Source organism: Paraburkholderia sp. BL25I1N1, from assembly GCF_003002025.1.
Classification (GTDB): Bacteria; Pseudomonadota; Gammaproteobacteria; order Burkholderiales; family Burkholderiaceae; genus Paraburkholderia.
In genome coordinates, this window is the sequence record NZ_PVZB01000013.1 from 39,374 (window position 1) to 52,555 (window position 13,182).

Here is a 13,182-nt window from a genome sequence, read left to right on the forward strand (position 1 = left end):
CGGTTCGCGTTACTCGATTCAGTCGCGCACGCTCGAATCAGAGACCCTGCGTGCGTATCGAACTACTGCTACCGGAAGGCCCGCTTGGATTCTTTTTCTTCCGGCACCGCGACGGTACGTGGTGCGTGTTCCCGCCTGAGACGGAACGCCAGGCCATACACGCTTACCAGGACGCGGGGTGATCGGAGTACGTGGCATGTGTTTAGTTATACGAAATGAGGAAAAAAATCATTCGGGTAGATCCAGTTGCGACACCGATGATTCATAAAAATTTCGAAACAGAGCGACAGGAGGAGAGACATGCGGAATTACAAACGCGCAATCAGTTCGGTAGGTGTGGTGGCTTGCATCTGCTCGGCTGCGTTCATCGGCAATGCCAATGCGCAGTCGGCAGGAAGCATAACGCTTTCGACAGGGCGGCTTCACGTCGCGCCACAGGGAAATGCAACGCCGCTCACAGTAGAAAGCGTCGGCGGCGTTACGGTGAATCAGCAACTTTCCGGCACCGGCGCGCACGCGAGTTCCACGGATACGATGGGAATTACCACCGAATATTACGTCACCGACAACATCGGCGTCGCCACGCTTATTGGACTGCCACTCACAGTGAACTTGGTTGGCGATGGCACGCTCAAGAAGTATGGAACCCTCGGGTCGACGAGACCGATCCCGCCCGCTATCGTCCTTCGATACCACCTGTTTGCAGCCCAGTCGAAATTCCGTCCTTTCGTCGGATTAGGGGTGAACTACACATGGTTCACACAGGTTCGGACAACCAATAGTCAGTTTGTCACGGATAACCTTGGTCCGGGCGGCTCGGCACACGCGTCACTCAGTTCGTCCTGGAATCCGGTATTTGAAATCGGGGCAAATTATGCGATCACAAAACACTGGTCTGTCGGAACCGCTGTCGGTTACGTTCCACTAAAGACTCACCTTACCCTGGACGGGACGACCGCAACTGGGACACACATCGTTTCCAGATCGACGCTGCGAATCGATCCCATTAACGTCTTCCTGAACGTCGCCTATACGTTCTAGCGCGTAGAGATCGCCAATGCACGAATCGAGAGATTTGAACGCTCATCGAAGACATGGACGTAATCTTTTGCCACCCGGACCTGGCTGCGGTCCGCGATTTCGCGGTCGATTGCGACATGTTGCTGCAATGGAGCCCGGCGTTGCCGGGTCTCTGACTTACAGCCTGACATGGCCGCGCTCGCCCGGGCCACTCGCCCGCCCGGGGAAGCGGTCAGTCATGCCGTCATGCCTGCGCTTGCGCAGCAAACGAAGCTTTTCTTTGGATTGAATAATGAAACGACAGGTCCTCAAGACCATTCTGTTTGCCTTGCCCAAGGTTCTTGACCTGACGGCACGCCGCTTTCCCGCTTATCGTGATCGCCTGAAGGAGCGCGATCTCGTGGCCTGGATCGGACTGATGGATGAAAGCGTCGGCCGCGTCATCACATTCAGGAACGGGCGCGTGCGGTCGCGCGCCGGCAAGCATCCGCGGGCCGATGTGCGCATGGCCTTCAAGGATGTCGCCACCGCCCTGAAATTCCTTTCTCCGAACCCTGACCAGGGCGAGATCATCCACGCTGCCAAGAATTACAAGGTGGTGACCGACGGCGAGGACGAACTGCTGGTTTGGCTAATGCAGACCCTGGGCATGATGCGCACCGTCGGCCTGCCGATGGGCACGCCTCTGCGCGATGGCACGCGCCGCTACACCACCTGTACCAACGGCGGTCCTCTGTTCGTCTACGTCAAGGATGGCCGCGTCGTTCGGGTGACTCCCATCGAACTGGACAGCACGGATGCGCCCAGTTATGTGATCGAGGCGCGCGGACGCCGTTTCAGCCCGCCACGGCGTAGCCTGGTAGCACCCCACGCCTTGACGCTCAAGTCACTCGTCTATTCCGACAAGCGCATCCTTCATCCGATGAAGCGGGTCGACTTCGACCCTGACGGCGAGCGCAATCCACAGAACCGGGGCAAATCCGGCTATGTGCGTATCAGCTGGGACGAGGCCCTGGACATTGTCGCCAGGGAGATCAACCGGCAGAAGCGCGTTCACGGTCCCGGTTCCATCACTTTCCCGATGTCGTCTCATCACCAGTGGGGCAACGTGGGCTACTACCTCAGCGCACTGACGCGCTTTGCCAACCTGATCGGCTTCACCCGGGTCGCGGCCAATCCGGACAGCTGGGAAGGCTGGTACTGGGGTGCCATGCATCATTTCGGCAACTCGATGCGCGTCGGCGTGCCATCCGGCTATGGTGGAGTGGAGGATTGCCTGCAGGAAGCCGACATGATCGTCTTCTGGTCCTGCGACCCAGAAAGTACCAACGGGGCCTACGCGGGATTCGAGGGCACGCCGCGGCGCCTGTGGGCCAAGGAGCTCGGCATTGAGTTCGTTCATATCGACCCGCACTGCAACCCGACCGCGCAATTGCTGGGCGGGCGCTGGATTCCGGTCCGGCCACAAACCGATGCCGCGCTCGCCACCGCCATCATGTATGTGTGGGCAGTGGAGGACCTGTACGACAAGGATTACGTTGCCACGCGCACGACCGGATTCGACGAGTGGAGGGCCTATCTTCTCGGCGAATCCGATGGCGTTCCCAAGACTCCCGAGTGGCAGGAGAGCGAGACCGGTGTGCCCGCCAAAGATGTTCGTGCGCTTGCGCGCCGATGGGGGAACAGGAAGGTCCATCTCGCGGTGGGGATGACCGGCGCGGGATTCGGTGGAGCAGGTCGAGGTGCGACCGGAGCGCAATGGGCGCGGTGCATGATCATGATGATGGCGATGCAGGGCTGGGGTAAGCCGGGGGTCAATTTCGGCTGCCTTGAAGCCGGCGTGCCCCACGACCTCCATTTCTATTTCCCTGGCTACGCGGACGGCGGCATATCCGGCGACCTGGCGTGGACCGCCAATGCGGTGAACAATTACCAGCGCATGCCGCACATTCTGTCCATGAATCCGGTCAAGCAAATGGTCCCGCGGCAGCAACTGCCCGACGCCATTATCAACGGCCATGCGACGGGCTACCTTTGGGACGGCATGTCGCAGGAAGCCCAGTTCGCGCCGTTCAGCTACCCCATGCCCGGCTATTCGCCCATCCACATGATCTACCGCTACGGCGGGTCCGCCTTCAGCACGGTGACGAATTCCGGACGCTGGCCCGAGGCCTACCGGCATCCGAGCATCGAGTTCGTGGTCAACCAGTCGATCTGGATGGAGGGCGAGGCCCAGTTCGCCGACATCATCCTGCCTGCATGTACCGCGCTGGAGCGCTGGGATATCGGCGAATGGGCGAATTCCGGCGGCTATGCCCACCACGGGTTTAGCACGGTCAATCATCGCGTGATGACACTGCAGCACAAGTGCATTGAGCCTTTGGGCGAGTCCCGTTCCGACTACGACATCTTCGCCGCCATCCTGACGCGGCTGGGCCTTGGCGGGGTGTTCACCGAGGGGTGCAGTGAACTGGATTGGGTCAGGCGGGTCTTCGACTCGTCGGATCTGCCCGATCACATTTCGTGGCGCGAGTTCTGCCGCAAGGGCTATTTCGTCGTGCCGCCCGAGAAATCCGAATTGCGCCACCCGGTGGACATGCGCTGGTTCGCGGAGGGACGGCGCAAGGACCTGCAGGAACCCCATCCGCTGCCGTCCCAGTTTTCGGAAAAATTCGGCATGGGCCTGCAGACGCCGAGCGGCAAGCTGGAGTTCGTGCCCGAGTTGCTGAAGCGGCACACTGCGGACAATCCCGAGCGGCCACCACTTAACCGGTATATCCCCTCGTGGGAGGGGCTGCGCTCGAACCTGGCTCAGCGTTATCCGTTGCAGTTGATCGCCACTCACAGCCGTTACAGCTTCCATACCCACTGTGACGGCAAGAACTCCTCGGTCAACAGTGTCGAGGACCATCGCGCGCTGATTGGCGGCCACCGCTTCTGGCTGCTGAGGCTTGGTCCGGCCGATGCGGCCATTCGAGGCATTGCCCATCGTGACCTCGTCAAGGTCTACAACGACCGTGGCGCCGTGATCTGCGCGGCCGACGTCTCGGCGCTGGTCACCGCGGGAGTGGTCAAGTCGTACGAGGCAAGTGCTGAATTCAAGCTGATTGAAATCGATGGCGAGCGCGTCGAGATCGGCGGTTGTATGAATATGCTGACCCCCGACCGGCCTCAAACCGCCGGCACGAGCAGCATGAGTCCCAATTCCTGCCTGGTGCAGGTCGAAAAATGGAGAAGTGCCGAGGCGTTCATGCTCGGTCGCGCAGCGTGAGGAACATGGAATGAGCAAGTGGAATCTGGTTATCAAAGTCGGGCGTTGCGAGAACTGCCAGAACTGCGTCATTGCCGCGCGGGACGAGCACGTCGGCAACGACTTCCCAGGTTATGCCGCGCCCGCCGCAGCCGACGCCGACAGCACGGTGCGTATCCTGCGCCGTGTTCAGGGCGATTCGCATATGGTTGAGACCACGTATCTGCCTGTCATGTGCAACCACTGCGACGAAGCACCTTGCATGCGGGTGGGCGGCGACGCCATTCGCAAGCGCGCCGACGGCATCGTCATCATCGACCCGGACAAGGCGCGGGGCCGCAAGGACATCGTGAAGTCCTGCCCGTACAAGGCGATCGTCTGGAATGAAGAACTGCAACTGCCGCAGACCTGGATCTTCGACGCCCATTTGCTCGATCAGGGTTGGCCTCAGCCGCGTTGCCAGCAGTCATGTCCCACCGACGTCTTCGAGACGGTCAAACTCGATGATGCAACGATGGCAGAAAAGGCCCGGCGCGAGGGACTCAAAGTGTTGCGGCCCAACCTGGGCGCAAAGCCTCGCGTCTGGTATAGCGGCCTCGAGCGCTGGGAAACCTGCTTCATTGGCGGAAGCGTCAGCGCGCGTATCGGTGACGTGGTCGAGTGCGTCGCGGATGCAGCAGTGGCCCTGTACGCCGGCAACGAGAAGCTGGCTGAAACTGTCTCGGACGGCTTCGGTGATTTCAGGTTCGGCGGCCTGGTGAAGGGAAGCGGCATGTACCGGGTCGAGATCCGTCATGACCTCGGCAACGCTTCGTGCGAATGCGAACTGGGCGAAAGCGCTTACCTGGGCGAGGTCAGTGTCGTCCAGGCCACTAATGACGCTGTGGTCGCATGATCGCGCAATGAAGCTGCTTTGCTGAGAGCGATGGGCCCCGCTCATCGGCGGACTAGCTGCATAGGCAGTCGCTGGGCCACTCGAACGGAGCGCCCTGTCGCTAGAACACATTCCAACGCGACGAAGGCGCTCTCGACATACTGCACCGATTCCTCACGAAGGGCGTTCTGGCGCCTCGTCTGACCATTCCGTACCTTTTTCCGGATTCCGCTTTTCGCTACGACGCCCCGTGTACCCAGCGCACTTTGTTGGAGACCCTATTAATCAATTTGACGTAAGCATCAGTATTGAGTCTAATGTCATTTGGTTGCAGTCTGTGAGACACATATCCGTTATTGACTGAACCATTTTGAAACGCGTCATCTGACACACGCGCCCATTGGCGACAACTCGGATGGCGGCCTGACCGGTACGCTATTCCATGAAGCGCGAACGCCTGACACATTCACAGCGCAGAGAACGGACTCGAGAGTTCCTGTTTGAGGCTGCGCGGAAGATGTTCATTGAAAAAGGCGTGGCCGCAACAAGCGTGGAGGAAATCGCAGAGGCGGCTGGCTATACGCGCGGCGCGTTCTATTCGAATTTCGGCGGCAAACGGGAACTGCTGATCGAGCTACTACGACGCGAAGACGATAGGGCGCTAGCGAATCTTCAGGGGATCATGAAGGAGGGTGGCACGGCCGAGGAAATGAAGGAGTGCGTCGTCGCGCACTACAGCAGATCTTTTCTTGAAAACGATTGCTTTCCCCTTTGGGTCGAAGCCAAGCTACTCGCAGGCCGAGATGCCGCGTTTCAGGAGTGCTTTAGTGCCTTCCGGCACAACAGGTTCGAACAGATTGGCGCGTACGTCGACACGATTTCGGACCGGAATGATGGACCAATGGTTCTCTCGACCGACGCTCTCGCGCTTGGCTTGATGAGCCTGTGCGATGGTGTGCAGTTTTTCAGAATGTGCGATCCGCAATTGATGAGCGACAAGGTGATGCATACCGTGCTTGCCGCATTTTTTTCGTGTGCACTGTGGCGGTCTTCGAAAGACATGGCGCTGGTCGATCATCGCGCGGTCGTGCCCGACTGAGTCCGCGGACGTCCGAGCGCCGTCGTGTGCGCATACAGGATCCGCGACCAAGGTCTCGTACGAGGAAGTCGAGCGGCAAGCGTCTGTGTGACGCGCTGTATCCTGCTCGCGTTTCGTTCGCCAGAGATAACCGCCCCGCCAGCACTTCGGTCTTGAGCGGTCGATGCAAATAGTTATATGTTTTCCAAGCTGTTATGTATTACAAGCATACGAATTTCCAGAATACCGATGCCGAGAGCAGCACGAATGACCCGAGCAAGTTCGATTCGGTGAAGAATCCTGTTGTTGAGGCAACCAGTCCGAATTCGGCAAGGAACTGGGCATGGGCGCACTCTGGCGATGCATATGACTGGATGGACTGGCACAGTCCATTTCCTGCGGCAACTCCGTCCGAGTGACGACCCGAGGTGTAGTTCGGCTCGTCGCCGTATGCGTGCATGCGCCTCACAGTTGACGCAGCCGTCATGTACGAATCGTATTCGCGTACTTGACGAACGCATAGATCGACATGCGTGTCGCCACGCGCACCGTTTTTCCCCGCCCGACACGAAGCGGCACACCCGATGGCAGCGAACTATCATCGCCGTAACGAGGGCTCGCCGATATCGGACACACACTAGCAATCCATCGCCTTATATCGTGCTTCACGCGGTCGGACCGCCCAACGACAGCTAAGTGTAATGCCAGCGACTCCCAAGGTTCATCGGCGCACCCTAAGGTCTTACCGTCGTAACCAACGGTAAGGAGACGGAGATGGCGATGTTCCACTTGTCACAAAGATGCAATAAGGTGTGCGTACGGGTTTCGCTCAGCGCATGTGCGGGAGCGGCCGCGCTCGCATTCGCGACGTGGCCCACAGGCGTGACGGCAGCAGGTGATGACCACAAGTCCGAAACGCGCACGCCGATCAAACATGTGATCGTGGTTGTCGGAGAAAACCGGACGTTTGACCACGTGTTCGGCACCTACCAACCGAAACGGGGTCAATCAGTGTGGAACCTGCTGTCGCAGGGCATTGTCAACGCGGACGGCTCACCAGGCCCACACTTCAAAAAGGCTCAGCAATACCAGGCGCAATTGATGGGACCGGCCGACTTCTCGCTCGCCCCCTCGAACAAAACTCCGTACGGAACACTGCCCGCACCGAACACCGGTGGGACCGCGACCGCGGCTAGCGACGCAAGCCCGCCACCTTTCTTGACGCACGATGCGGCCGCGCAAGCCGAAAGCGACGCTCTGGAGGTGTCCGACATCGATCAACTGTTGACCGGCGCTTCAGGGCTGCCGACGGATGCGAAGGATTCGCGGGTGGCCAACTACAACTCGCTGCTGAACGGTCCGTATCTCCTGCAGCCACCGCTCTACGATGCCTACATGGGTGGTCCGGTTCATCGCTTCTACCAGGCGTGGCAGCAGGCGGACTGCGCAGTCGCGCATGCGAGCCACGCAAATCCCAGCGGCTGTCTGGCCGATCTGTTCGCGTGGGTCGAGACCAGCATCGGTGCGGGCAGCAACGGGAAGCCGCAACCCACGCCCTTCACCGACCAGACTACTGGTGAAGGCTCGAATGCGCTCGGCTTCTACAATGTGAACAACGGCGACATGCCGTACTTCACGCAGCTGGCGCGCCAATACGCGATGAGCGACAACTATCATCAACCGGTGATGGGCGGCACTGGAGCCAACAGCATCATGATCGGCGCGGCCGATGCGTACTACTACACCGACGACGCCGGCAACGCGGCAACGCCGCCGTCGGACCAGATTGAAAACCCCAACCCGCTGGCCGGCACGAACAACTGGTACACGCAGGACGGCTACTCGGGCGGCAGCTACAGTAACTGTTCGGATCCCGGCCAGCCCGGTGTCCGCCCGATCCGTCGATACCTTGAAGCGCTGCCCTACGACCCAAAGCCAAATTGTGCGCCGAAGCACTATTACCTCCTCAACAATTACAACCCGGGTTACAACGGGGACGGCACGGTGCTCGACAGGACGAAGTCGCCGTTCACGATACCGCCCTCGCCGGTGCGCACAATCGGCGACACGCTGCTCGAGCGCAAGATCCCGTGGAAGTACTACGGTGAAGGGTGGCGCAGCTTCATCAGCGATCCGTCGAAAAGCGTCTACTGCAACATCTGCAATCCGTTCCTGTATGAGACGTCAATCATGACAAATCAGCAGGTCCGCGAGACGCACCTTGCCGACCTGCCGGATCTGTATGCGGACATCGGCGACGGCAATCTGCCCGCCGTTTCATTCGTGAAGCCGGGTGGACTGCTCGACGGGCACCCGACGTCGTCGAAGTTCGGGCTTTACGAGGCGTTCGTGAGGAAACTGGTTGATGCGGTGAAGAGCGATCCGAAACTATGGGCCACTACGGCGATTCTCATCACCACGGACGAGGGCGGCGGCTACTACGATTCAGGCTACATCCAGCCCATCGACTTCTTTGGCGATGGATCGCGTATTCCAATGATCGCTGTGTCGAAGTATTCGTCGGGAGGGCGCATTTCGCACGGGTACGCGGATCACGCATCGCTGGTCAAATTCATCGAGCGCAACTGGGGGCTGCCGCCGATTACGGGGCGCAGCCGTGACAACCTGCCAAACCCGGTCCAGCGCAGCGACAACCCGTACGTCCCGGTTAATGCGCCCGCGATCGGCGACCTGTTCGATCTTTTCGACTTCGGGCGGGACTCCGACGATCATGACGATCACGCACGCGATGACGGCCGGTCCCGCAACGACGACGGAGGCAGCGGCGGTAAGGGCTGGTGGCCATTCTGATCCTGTCCCGCGCGTTCGCGCAGTGAGGACTTAATCAGGACGGGGGAGTGCGGCTCATCCGGCGGCGCTCCCTTTCGCTCCACTGGTACCCCGACTGGTCCCGCGCTTCTGGCCTGTCGGAGCTCCGTACCTGAAGGTCTTTGCTCGACTGCTGATCACAACAATAAGGCTCGGTGCGCGGTTGCTGCGCTCAACACGCCCGGTCTGAATCTGACCGAACCCGTCGGACGAGACATGTCGTGGAGATCATCGTGACCGGTATCGTTATCGCCGCGCTGGCCGTCGTTGCGGTTCTGTGCATCTCCATGGCGACGGACCTGTTGCGCGAATCCGGCGACACACGCCCACGGAAGCACGCGATGTATGAGCACGATGATCAGCGACGCGATAACGGTCGGAATTGCAGGTGGAGCGCCGGTTGCTGCGAAACAGGTCCGCCCATCGGAACTCTTCCACCGGGGCGGTCGTTTGCTCGTAGCCGACCGCGTCGCACACCGACGCCGCGAGGCTTCGACATTCGTCGTCGGCCATTTCCCAGGCGTGTTCCGGCATCGCTGTGAAGGATATTCGCCGACCTTCAACATCGTACGGATAGGTCTAACGGTGGTTTTCCAAGGTCAGTCAGAAGTCGTCTTGCGCGAGTGACGACAGGTCCGCTACCGGAACAATCGGGACAGCAGACTTCACCCAGTTGCTCGCTGAGTTAGCACCGAGCAGCGACAGTGGAATGCCGCTTGCGGGGTCTCGCGTGCCGGGGCATTTCCGGCGAATCCACCTGAAACAGCCAATTCAACCGGAGACTTGCCATGCGACTCCTAGTAACCCAAGAAGGACTGCCGCGCGTTTCGTGGGGTGCGGTTTTCACCGGCGTCATTATCTCGCTCCTTGTCTACCTTGTAATGAGCGTACTTGGCACGGCCATCGGTGCGTCATTGCTCAATCCGTTATCCCAGCCAAACCCTTCCCGTGCATTTGGTTTCGGCTCAGGCGCCTGGATGATTGTCACGACCGTCGTATCCGTATTTGCCGGAGCGTACTTTTCGGGCCGCTGCGCGCCAGTTCTGGGCTGGCTGCATGGACTGCTGGCGTGGGCGGTGATGATTCTTTTCGTTGTGTTCGAGATGGCATCACTAATTGGCGGTGCGGTCAGTGTCGTCGGGAACGTCGCGTCGGCCGGCGCGGCGATCGGCGCGCCCGCGAACCAGACGAATGCGGGAAACAATCCGATCAATTCCCTGACGCAAAAGGCGGGCAACGCTATCGCATCTGTCACAGCAGCAGCGTCCAGCCCCCAAGCGGAAGCGGATGCTCGACAGGCCGCCGACACCGCGGCGCGTGCCGTCGCGCGTGCGAGCTGGTTCTCCGTCGCCGCCCTGTTCGTCGGTGCCATCATAGCGCTGGGGGCAGGAAGCCTCGGATTCCGTCATCAGCCGCCGGTCGAAGCCGGCAGTGCGGCAACATCTTCGTCCGTGCGAGGGGCGGTGTAGGCGACTGGCCCAGAAGACGACAGGTCCGCGCCCAATATGTTCACTGACGCCAAGCCGTCGCCGCCGTGACGGCAGGTTCGGGCGTCTCAACAAATTGCCAACCGGCGCCCTCGTTCCAGGGACCCGAGTCTTCATCGCCCGGCGTCGAACCGTCTCTACCGCGGCCCATCGCGAAGATATTCAAGCGGTGCTGCACCATTTGTTGCAACAAGAAGTTTGCAAGACAGTAAGTGCCGGAGACGTTTGTGAATCGTCTCGTCATACGCTGCGCGCCGGTGTCCCGTCAGGTTCAGACATGTTGCCGAGCGCGAATGGTGTTTGCGCCGCTGCGCTCACACCGCGCTTTTTCCAGTTGCGGTTCCCTACCGACTGAAGGAGAGACATGCCTGCGAGGACATTGAAGGATTTGTTCATTCATTCGCTGTCCGACATTTACAGTGCTGAAAAGCAGATGACAGAGTCGCTTCTCACGATTATTGGCTGCGCTATCTGGAAGGCACACCACTTGCTCAGTCTTGAGCACTAACAGAATGGAGGTTTAAATGGACGAGTCTCTTCAATCCACCCACGGCGGCTCCGCCGGTTTATCTCAGCCGGCCAGTAGCTCGACACCCAAGTCCGACGACAATGACCGCGAACGACCAAACGGTGCCCGGGTTCTGGCCGACCTGAAGGACAAGATTGCCGGTGCACAGGAAGTGGTCAAGACGAAGTACCGTGTCGTCTCTGAATCGACCGACGATTACGTTCATGAGGCTCCGTGGAAAGCGGTCACTATGGCACTCATCGGCGGACTCATCATCGGAATGCTTGCTCGCCGCTAATGCGGATTTACCTCTATAGGGAAAGAAACATGGACCCGGTCTCGCATGGAATCATTTTCTGGCTGATTATTGGCGGCATCGCCGGCGCTCTGGCTGGTCGTATAGTCGACGGCGGCGGCTTCGGCATCGTTGTCGATATCATCGTCGGAATTGTTGGAGCGTTTATCGGAGGATGGCTTGGGGGAGCCCTCGGACTTCATCTGGGCAGTGGCATCATCGGCTCATTGATAACGGCGCTCATTGGCGCGGTCATCCTGCTCGCTGTTCTGCGACTTTTCAGCCGAGGTCGCACGCGTCCACTCTAGAGCGCTCACTTTTACACTGGGTGGGCCGCTACCGACCGTGAGTGGGCCGGGCCAGAATCAGTCCGGCAGGCGGCCGAGTACCAACGAAAAGCGATGAAGACGCGCCCGACCGCATCTTCATCGCCGAATCAACTAAAGCGCATTTCCGCACGATATTTCAACGTCGGAACGCCTTGGTGCCGGTCCTGTCTTGTTGGCCCGGCGCCAGTTGTCGCATCACTTCAAGCAACCGGTTTTAGTTCTTTCCGTTGCGATTCCGCGAACGGGTTGTCGTCACTCACCGGGGGCCGGCTGAACGAGGCCACGCCCTTGGGTTTCTCAGGGTGGCGAGCATCGTCGCGCCCTTCATCCGGCTGCCGTTATCGCAGTGCAGCAGCGGACGTCCTTGCCACGCGCTCCGCCACGCTGGGACGTCGCATCAGCGACGCAGCCAGTTCAGCCGACGCCGCATCATGCACTTCGTGACCGACTGTCTGCCGCTGCAGCCTGGGTTTCGCCGCGCAAGACCTTCCGGACGGTGCCTCCGAGCCATGCGGTGATCCCGGAGCGGCCGGCAACGACGACAGTCCGGCGAGGTCCGAGGACGATGGCGCCGACGCATAGCGCCAGCAGCAGCGTGACGCGCGGCGCCTCCGTCAGCGAGACGACGAGGCCAAGCGCAGGAGAGCGCGTCTGTCCCCGTATGCTCGGGGTCGATGGTGGGAGGCTATTTGCCAGTAGCAGCCCTGCGCGTGTTTCCGCCATGCGCAGCAGGATGGCGGTCTCGGCTTCCCTGATGCTAACGGTGCGGTTCATTTCAGCGCCTCCTTTAACGTGTCGAGATCGCTCCGGATTTCTCTCTGCAAAAGATGAAGCGAGCGTCCAGGTTTCTGGGCGCGGACGAAGAGCAAAGAAATCACGGAAACCACCAGCCACGTCGCGGCAACGCCCCATACCACCTGGAGAAAGTACGGTGTACGCCACGCGGTCGCGATGATCGCAATGCACACGAACGACAGTGTGAACAGCCCGGCGACGGCCAGGGCAACCAGTGCGCTCAACTCGCGGACCAGGCGCGTCCTGGTCTCCTCAAGTTCGACCCCAAGCAACTCACCATAATCGGTGGCTCGCTCGACGCAAAATCTGCCGACGTTTCGCCACTTCGTGACTTTCGAACGCATGGACATTGCGGAACTCCTCGAGGTCGGCTTGTTGTGGAAGCGCCCTGGCGCGCCACCTGATGTAAATGGCCTTACTCCCGATCTCTCCAGTCGCTTCGGCTGTTATCGGGCCTCGAGCGATTTGCCGCGCGTAACGCCCCGAGGATGAATCCGACGCCGGCGGCAATTGCCAGCGCCGCGAGCGGCCGCTCCACCGTAGATTCGCGTACGACATCCACAAAGTCGGCATAGAGTTGCTGCGCTTTGCCACTCAATTCGCTTGCCGTTTCGCTAACTTGCGCGCCGACATTGCCGAGCAGGTCCCCGGCGGCTGGCTGCAAATCGCCGGCGACTTCCTTCTCAGTTCCTTCTCCGTTTGTCGTTTCCATGGTCT

13 protein-coding genes and 2 pseudogenes are annotated in these 13,182 nt (G+C 60.1%); 9 read left to right on the top strand and 6 right to left on the bottom strand.

The window, feature by feature from the left end; genetic code table 11:
- The first annotated feature begins 300 nt into the window (after window positions 1-300).
- From B0G73_RS20095 to B0G73_RS20115, 5 genes are all read left to right on the top strand, one after another.
- Window positions 301-1,041 (top strand): OmpW family protein, encoded by a 741-nt coding sequence (locus tag B0G73_RS20095; RefSeq protein WP_106283046.1) that lies wholly within the window; start codon window positions 301-303, stop codon window positions 1,039-1,041.
- A gap of 271 nt (window positions 1,042-1,312) precedes the next feature.
- Window positions 1,313-4,291: a molybdopterin-dependent oxidoreductase gene (locus tag B0G73_RS20100; RefSeq protein WP_106283047.1), complete on the top strand. Its 2,979-nt coding sequence runs from the start codon at window positions 1,313-1,315 to the stop codon at window positions 4,289-4,291.
- A gap of 10 nt (window positions 4,292-4,301) precedes the next feature.
- Window positions 4,302-5,165, top strand: coding sequence for a 4Fe-4S dicluster domain-containing protein (locus tag B0G73_RS20105; protein WP_106283048.1), 864 nt, complete (start codon window positions 4,302-4,304; stop codon window positions 5,163-5,165).
- Between the two features lie 421 nt (window positions 5,166-5,586).
- On the top strand, window positions 5,587-6,243 hold the full coding sequence (locus B0G73_RS20110) for a TetR/AcrR family transcriptional regulator (RefSeq protein ID WP_106283049.1): 657 nt from the start codon (window positions 5,587-5,589) through the stop codon (window positions 6,241-6,243).
- 753 nt (window positions 6,244-6,996) lie between these two features.
- Window positions 6,997-9,033, top strand: coding sequence for an alkaline phosphatase family protein (locus B0G73_RS20115; protein ID WP_258193382.1), 2,037 nt, complete (start codon window positions 6,997-6,999; stop codon window positions 9,031-9,033).
- A gap of 264 nt (window positions 9,034-9,297) precedes the next feature.
- On the opposite strand, the gene B0G73_RS41325 is transcribed toward B0G73_RS20115, so the two are convergent.
- The gene (locus B0G73_RS41325) at window positions 9,298-9,585 is read right to left on the bottom strand and encodes a ParB-like protein (RefSeq protein ID WP_258193383.1); all 288 of its coding nucleotides are present in this window, start codon (window positions 9,583-9,585) and stop codon (window positions 9,298-9,300) included.
- 254 nt (window positions 9,586-9,839) lie between these two features.
- On the opposite strand from B0G73_RS41325, the gene B0G73_RS20125 reads away from it, so the two are divergent.
- Window positions 9,840-10,520: a hypothetical protein gene (locus B0G73_RS20125; RefSeq protein ID WP_106283050.1), complete on the top strand. Its 681-nt coding sequence runs from the start codon at window positions 9,840-9,842 to the stop codon at window positions 10,518-10,520.
- Window positions 10,521-10,778: 258 nt separating this feature from the next.
- Here B0G73_RS20125 and B0G73_RS40565 read toward each other — a convergent pair whose 3' ends face one another.
- Window positions 10,779-10,934 (bottom strand): hypothetical protein, encoded by a 156-nt coding sequence (locus B0G73_RS40565; RefSeq protein WP_181196613.1) that lies wholly within the window; start codon window positions 10,932-10,934, stop codon window positions 10,779-10,781.
- Here B0G73_RS40565 and B0G73_RS40090 point away from each other — a divergent pair.
- The 3 genes and pseudogenes from B0G73_RS40090 to B0G73_RS20140 form a co-directional block, all read left to right on the top strand.
- A pseudogene (locus tag B0G73_RS40090) lies at window positions 10,903-10,986 on the top strand (DUF892 family protein); the annotation flags it as partial. The gene B0G73_RS40565 and the pseudogene B0G73_RS40090 sit on opposite strands and share 32 nt — an antisense overlap.
- A 76-nt stretch (window positions 10,987-11,062) precedes the next feature.
- A complete protein-coding gene (locus B0G73_RS20135) occupies window positions 11,063-11,344 on the top strand; it encodes a YqjD family protein (RefSeq protein ID WP_106283051.1) in 282 nt (93 codons plus the stop codon).
- A gap of 29 nt (window positions 11,345-11,373) precedes the next feature.
- Window positions 11,374-11,649, top strand: coding sequence for a GlsB/YeaQ/YmgE family stress response membrane protein (locus tag B0G73_RS20140; RefSeq protein WP_106283231.1), 276 nt, complete (start codon window positions 11,374-11,376; stop codon window positions 11,647-11,649).
- Between the two features lie 251 nt (window positions 11,650-11,900).
- On the opposite strand, the pseudogene B0G73_RS41335 reads toward B0G73_RS20140, so the two are convergent.
- The 4 genes and pseudogenes from B0G73_RS41335 to B0G73_RS20155 all read right to left on the bottom strand — a co-directional run.
- Window positions 11,901-12,128 (bottom strand): annotated as a pseudogene (locus B0G73_RS41335) (IS3 family transposase); the annotation flags it as partial.
- Window positions 12,100-12,444 carry a hypothetical protein gene (locus B0G73_RS20145; RefSeq protein WP_258193384.1) on the bottom strand — a complete coding sequence of 115 codons (345 nt, stop codon included), beginning with the start codon at window positions 12,442-12,444 and terminating at the stop codon, window positions 12,100-12,102. The pseudogene B0G73_RS41335 and the gene B0G73_RS20145, both read right to left, overlap by 29 nt.
- The gene (locus tag B0G73_RS20150; protein WP_106283052.1) at window positions 12,441-12,815 is read right to left on the bottom strand and encodes a phage holin family protein; all 375 of its coding nucleotides are present in this window, start codon (window positions 12,813-12,815) and stop codon (window positions 12,441-12,443) included. The genes B0G73_RS20145 and B0G73_RS20150 overlap by 4 nt, the downstream gene beginning before the upstream one ends.
- Window positions 12,816-12,880: 65 nt before the next feature.
- On the bottom strand, window positions 12,881-13,177 hold the full coding sequence (locus tag B0G73_RS20155; RefSeq protein ID WP_106283053.1) for a CsbD family protein: 297 nt from the start codon (window positions 13,175-13,177) through the stop codon (window positions 12,881-12,883).
- Window positions 13,178-13,182 lie beyond the last annotated feature (5 nt).

What these genes read in the sequence shown, in the direction of transcription:
- B0G73_RS20150 (WP_106283052.1), bottom strand. Translation starts at nt 12,815, where the DNA reads ATGTCCATGCGTTCGAAAGTCACGAAGTGGCGAAACGTCGGCAGATTT.
- B0G73_RS20115 (WP_258193382.1), top strand. Translation starts at nt 6,997, where the DNA reads ATGGCGATGTTCCACTTGTCACAAAGATGCAATAAGGTGTGCGTACGG.
- B0G73_RS20105 (WP_106283048.1), top strand. Translation starts at nt 4,302, where the DNA reads ATGAGCAAGTGGAATCTGGTTATCAAAGTCGGGCGTTGCGAGAACTGC.
- B0G73_RS20140 (WP_106283231.1), top strand. Translation starts at nt 11,374, where the DNA reads ATGGACCCGGTCTCGCATGGAATCATTTTCTGGCTGATTATTGGCGGC.
- B0G73_RS20125 (WP_106283050.1), top strand. Translation starts at nt 9,840, where the DNA reads ATGCGACTCCTAGTAACCCAAGAAGGACTGCCGCGCGTTTCGTGGGGT.
- B0G73_RS20100 (WP_106283047.1), top strand. Translation starts at nt 1,313, where the DNA reads ATGAAACGACAGGTCCTCAAGACCATTCTGTTTGCCTTGCCCAAGGTT.
- B0G73_RS20135 (WP_106283051.1), top strand. Translation starts at nt 11,063, where the DNA reads ATGGACGAGTCTCTTCAATCCACCCACGGCGGCTCCGCCGGTTTATCT.
- B0G73_RS20095 (WP_106283046.1), top strand. Translation starts at nt 301, where the DNA reads ATGCGGAATTACAAACGCGCAATCAGTTCGGTAGGTGTGGTGGCTTGC.
- B0G73_RS41325 (WP_258193383.1), bottom strand. Translation starts at nt 9,585, where the DNA reads ATGCCGGAACACGCCTGGGAAATGGCCGACGACGAATGTCGAAGCCTC.
- B0G73_RS20110 (WP_106283049.1), top strand. Translation starts at nt 5,587, where the DNA reads ATGAAGCGCGAACGCCTGACACATTCACAGCGCAGAGAACGGACTCGA.
- B0G73_RS40565 (WP_181196613.1), bottom strand. Translation starts at nt 10,934, where the DNA reads ATGAACAAATCCTTCAATGTCCTCGCAGGCATGTCTCTCCTTCAGTCG.
- B0G73_RS20145 (WP_258193384.1), bottom strand. Translation starts at nt 12,444, where the DNA reads ATGAACCGCACCGTTAGCATCAGGGAAGCCGAGACCGCCATCCTGCTG.
- B0G73_RS20155 (WP_106283053.1), bottom strand. Translation starts at nt 13,177, where the DNA reads ATGGAAACGACAAACGGAGAAGGAACTGAGAAGGAAGTCGCCGGCGAT.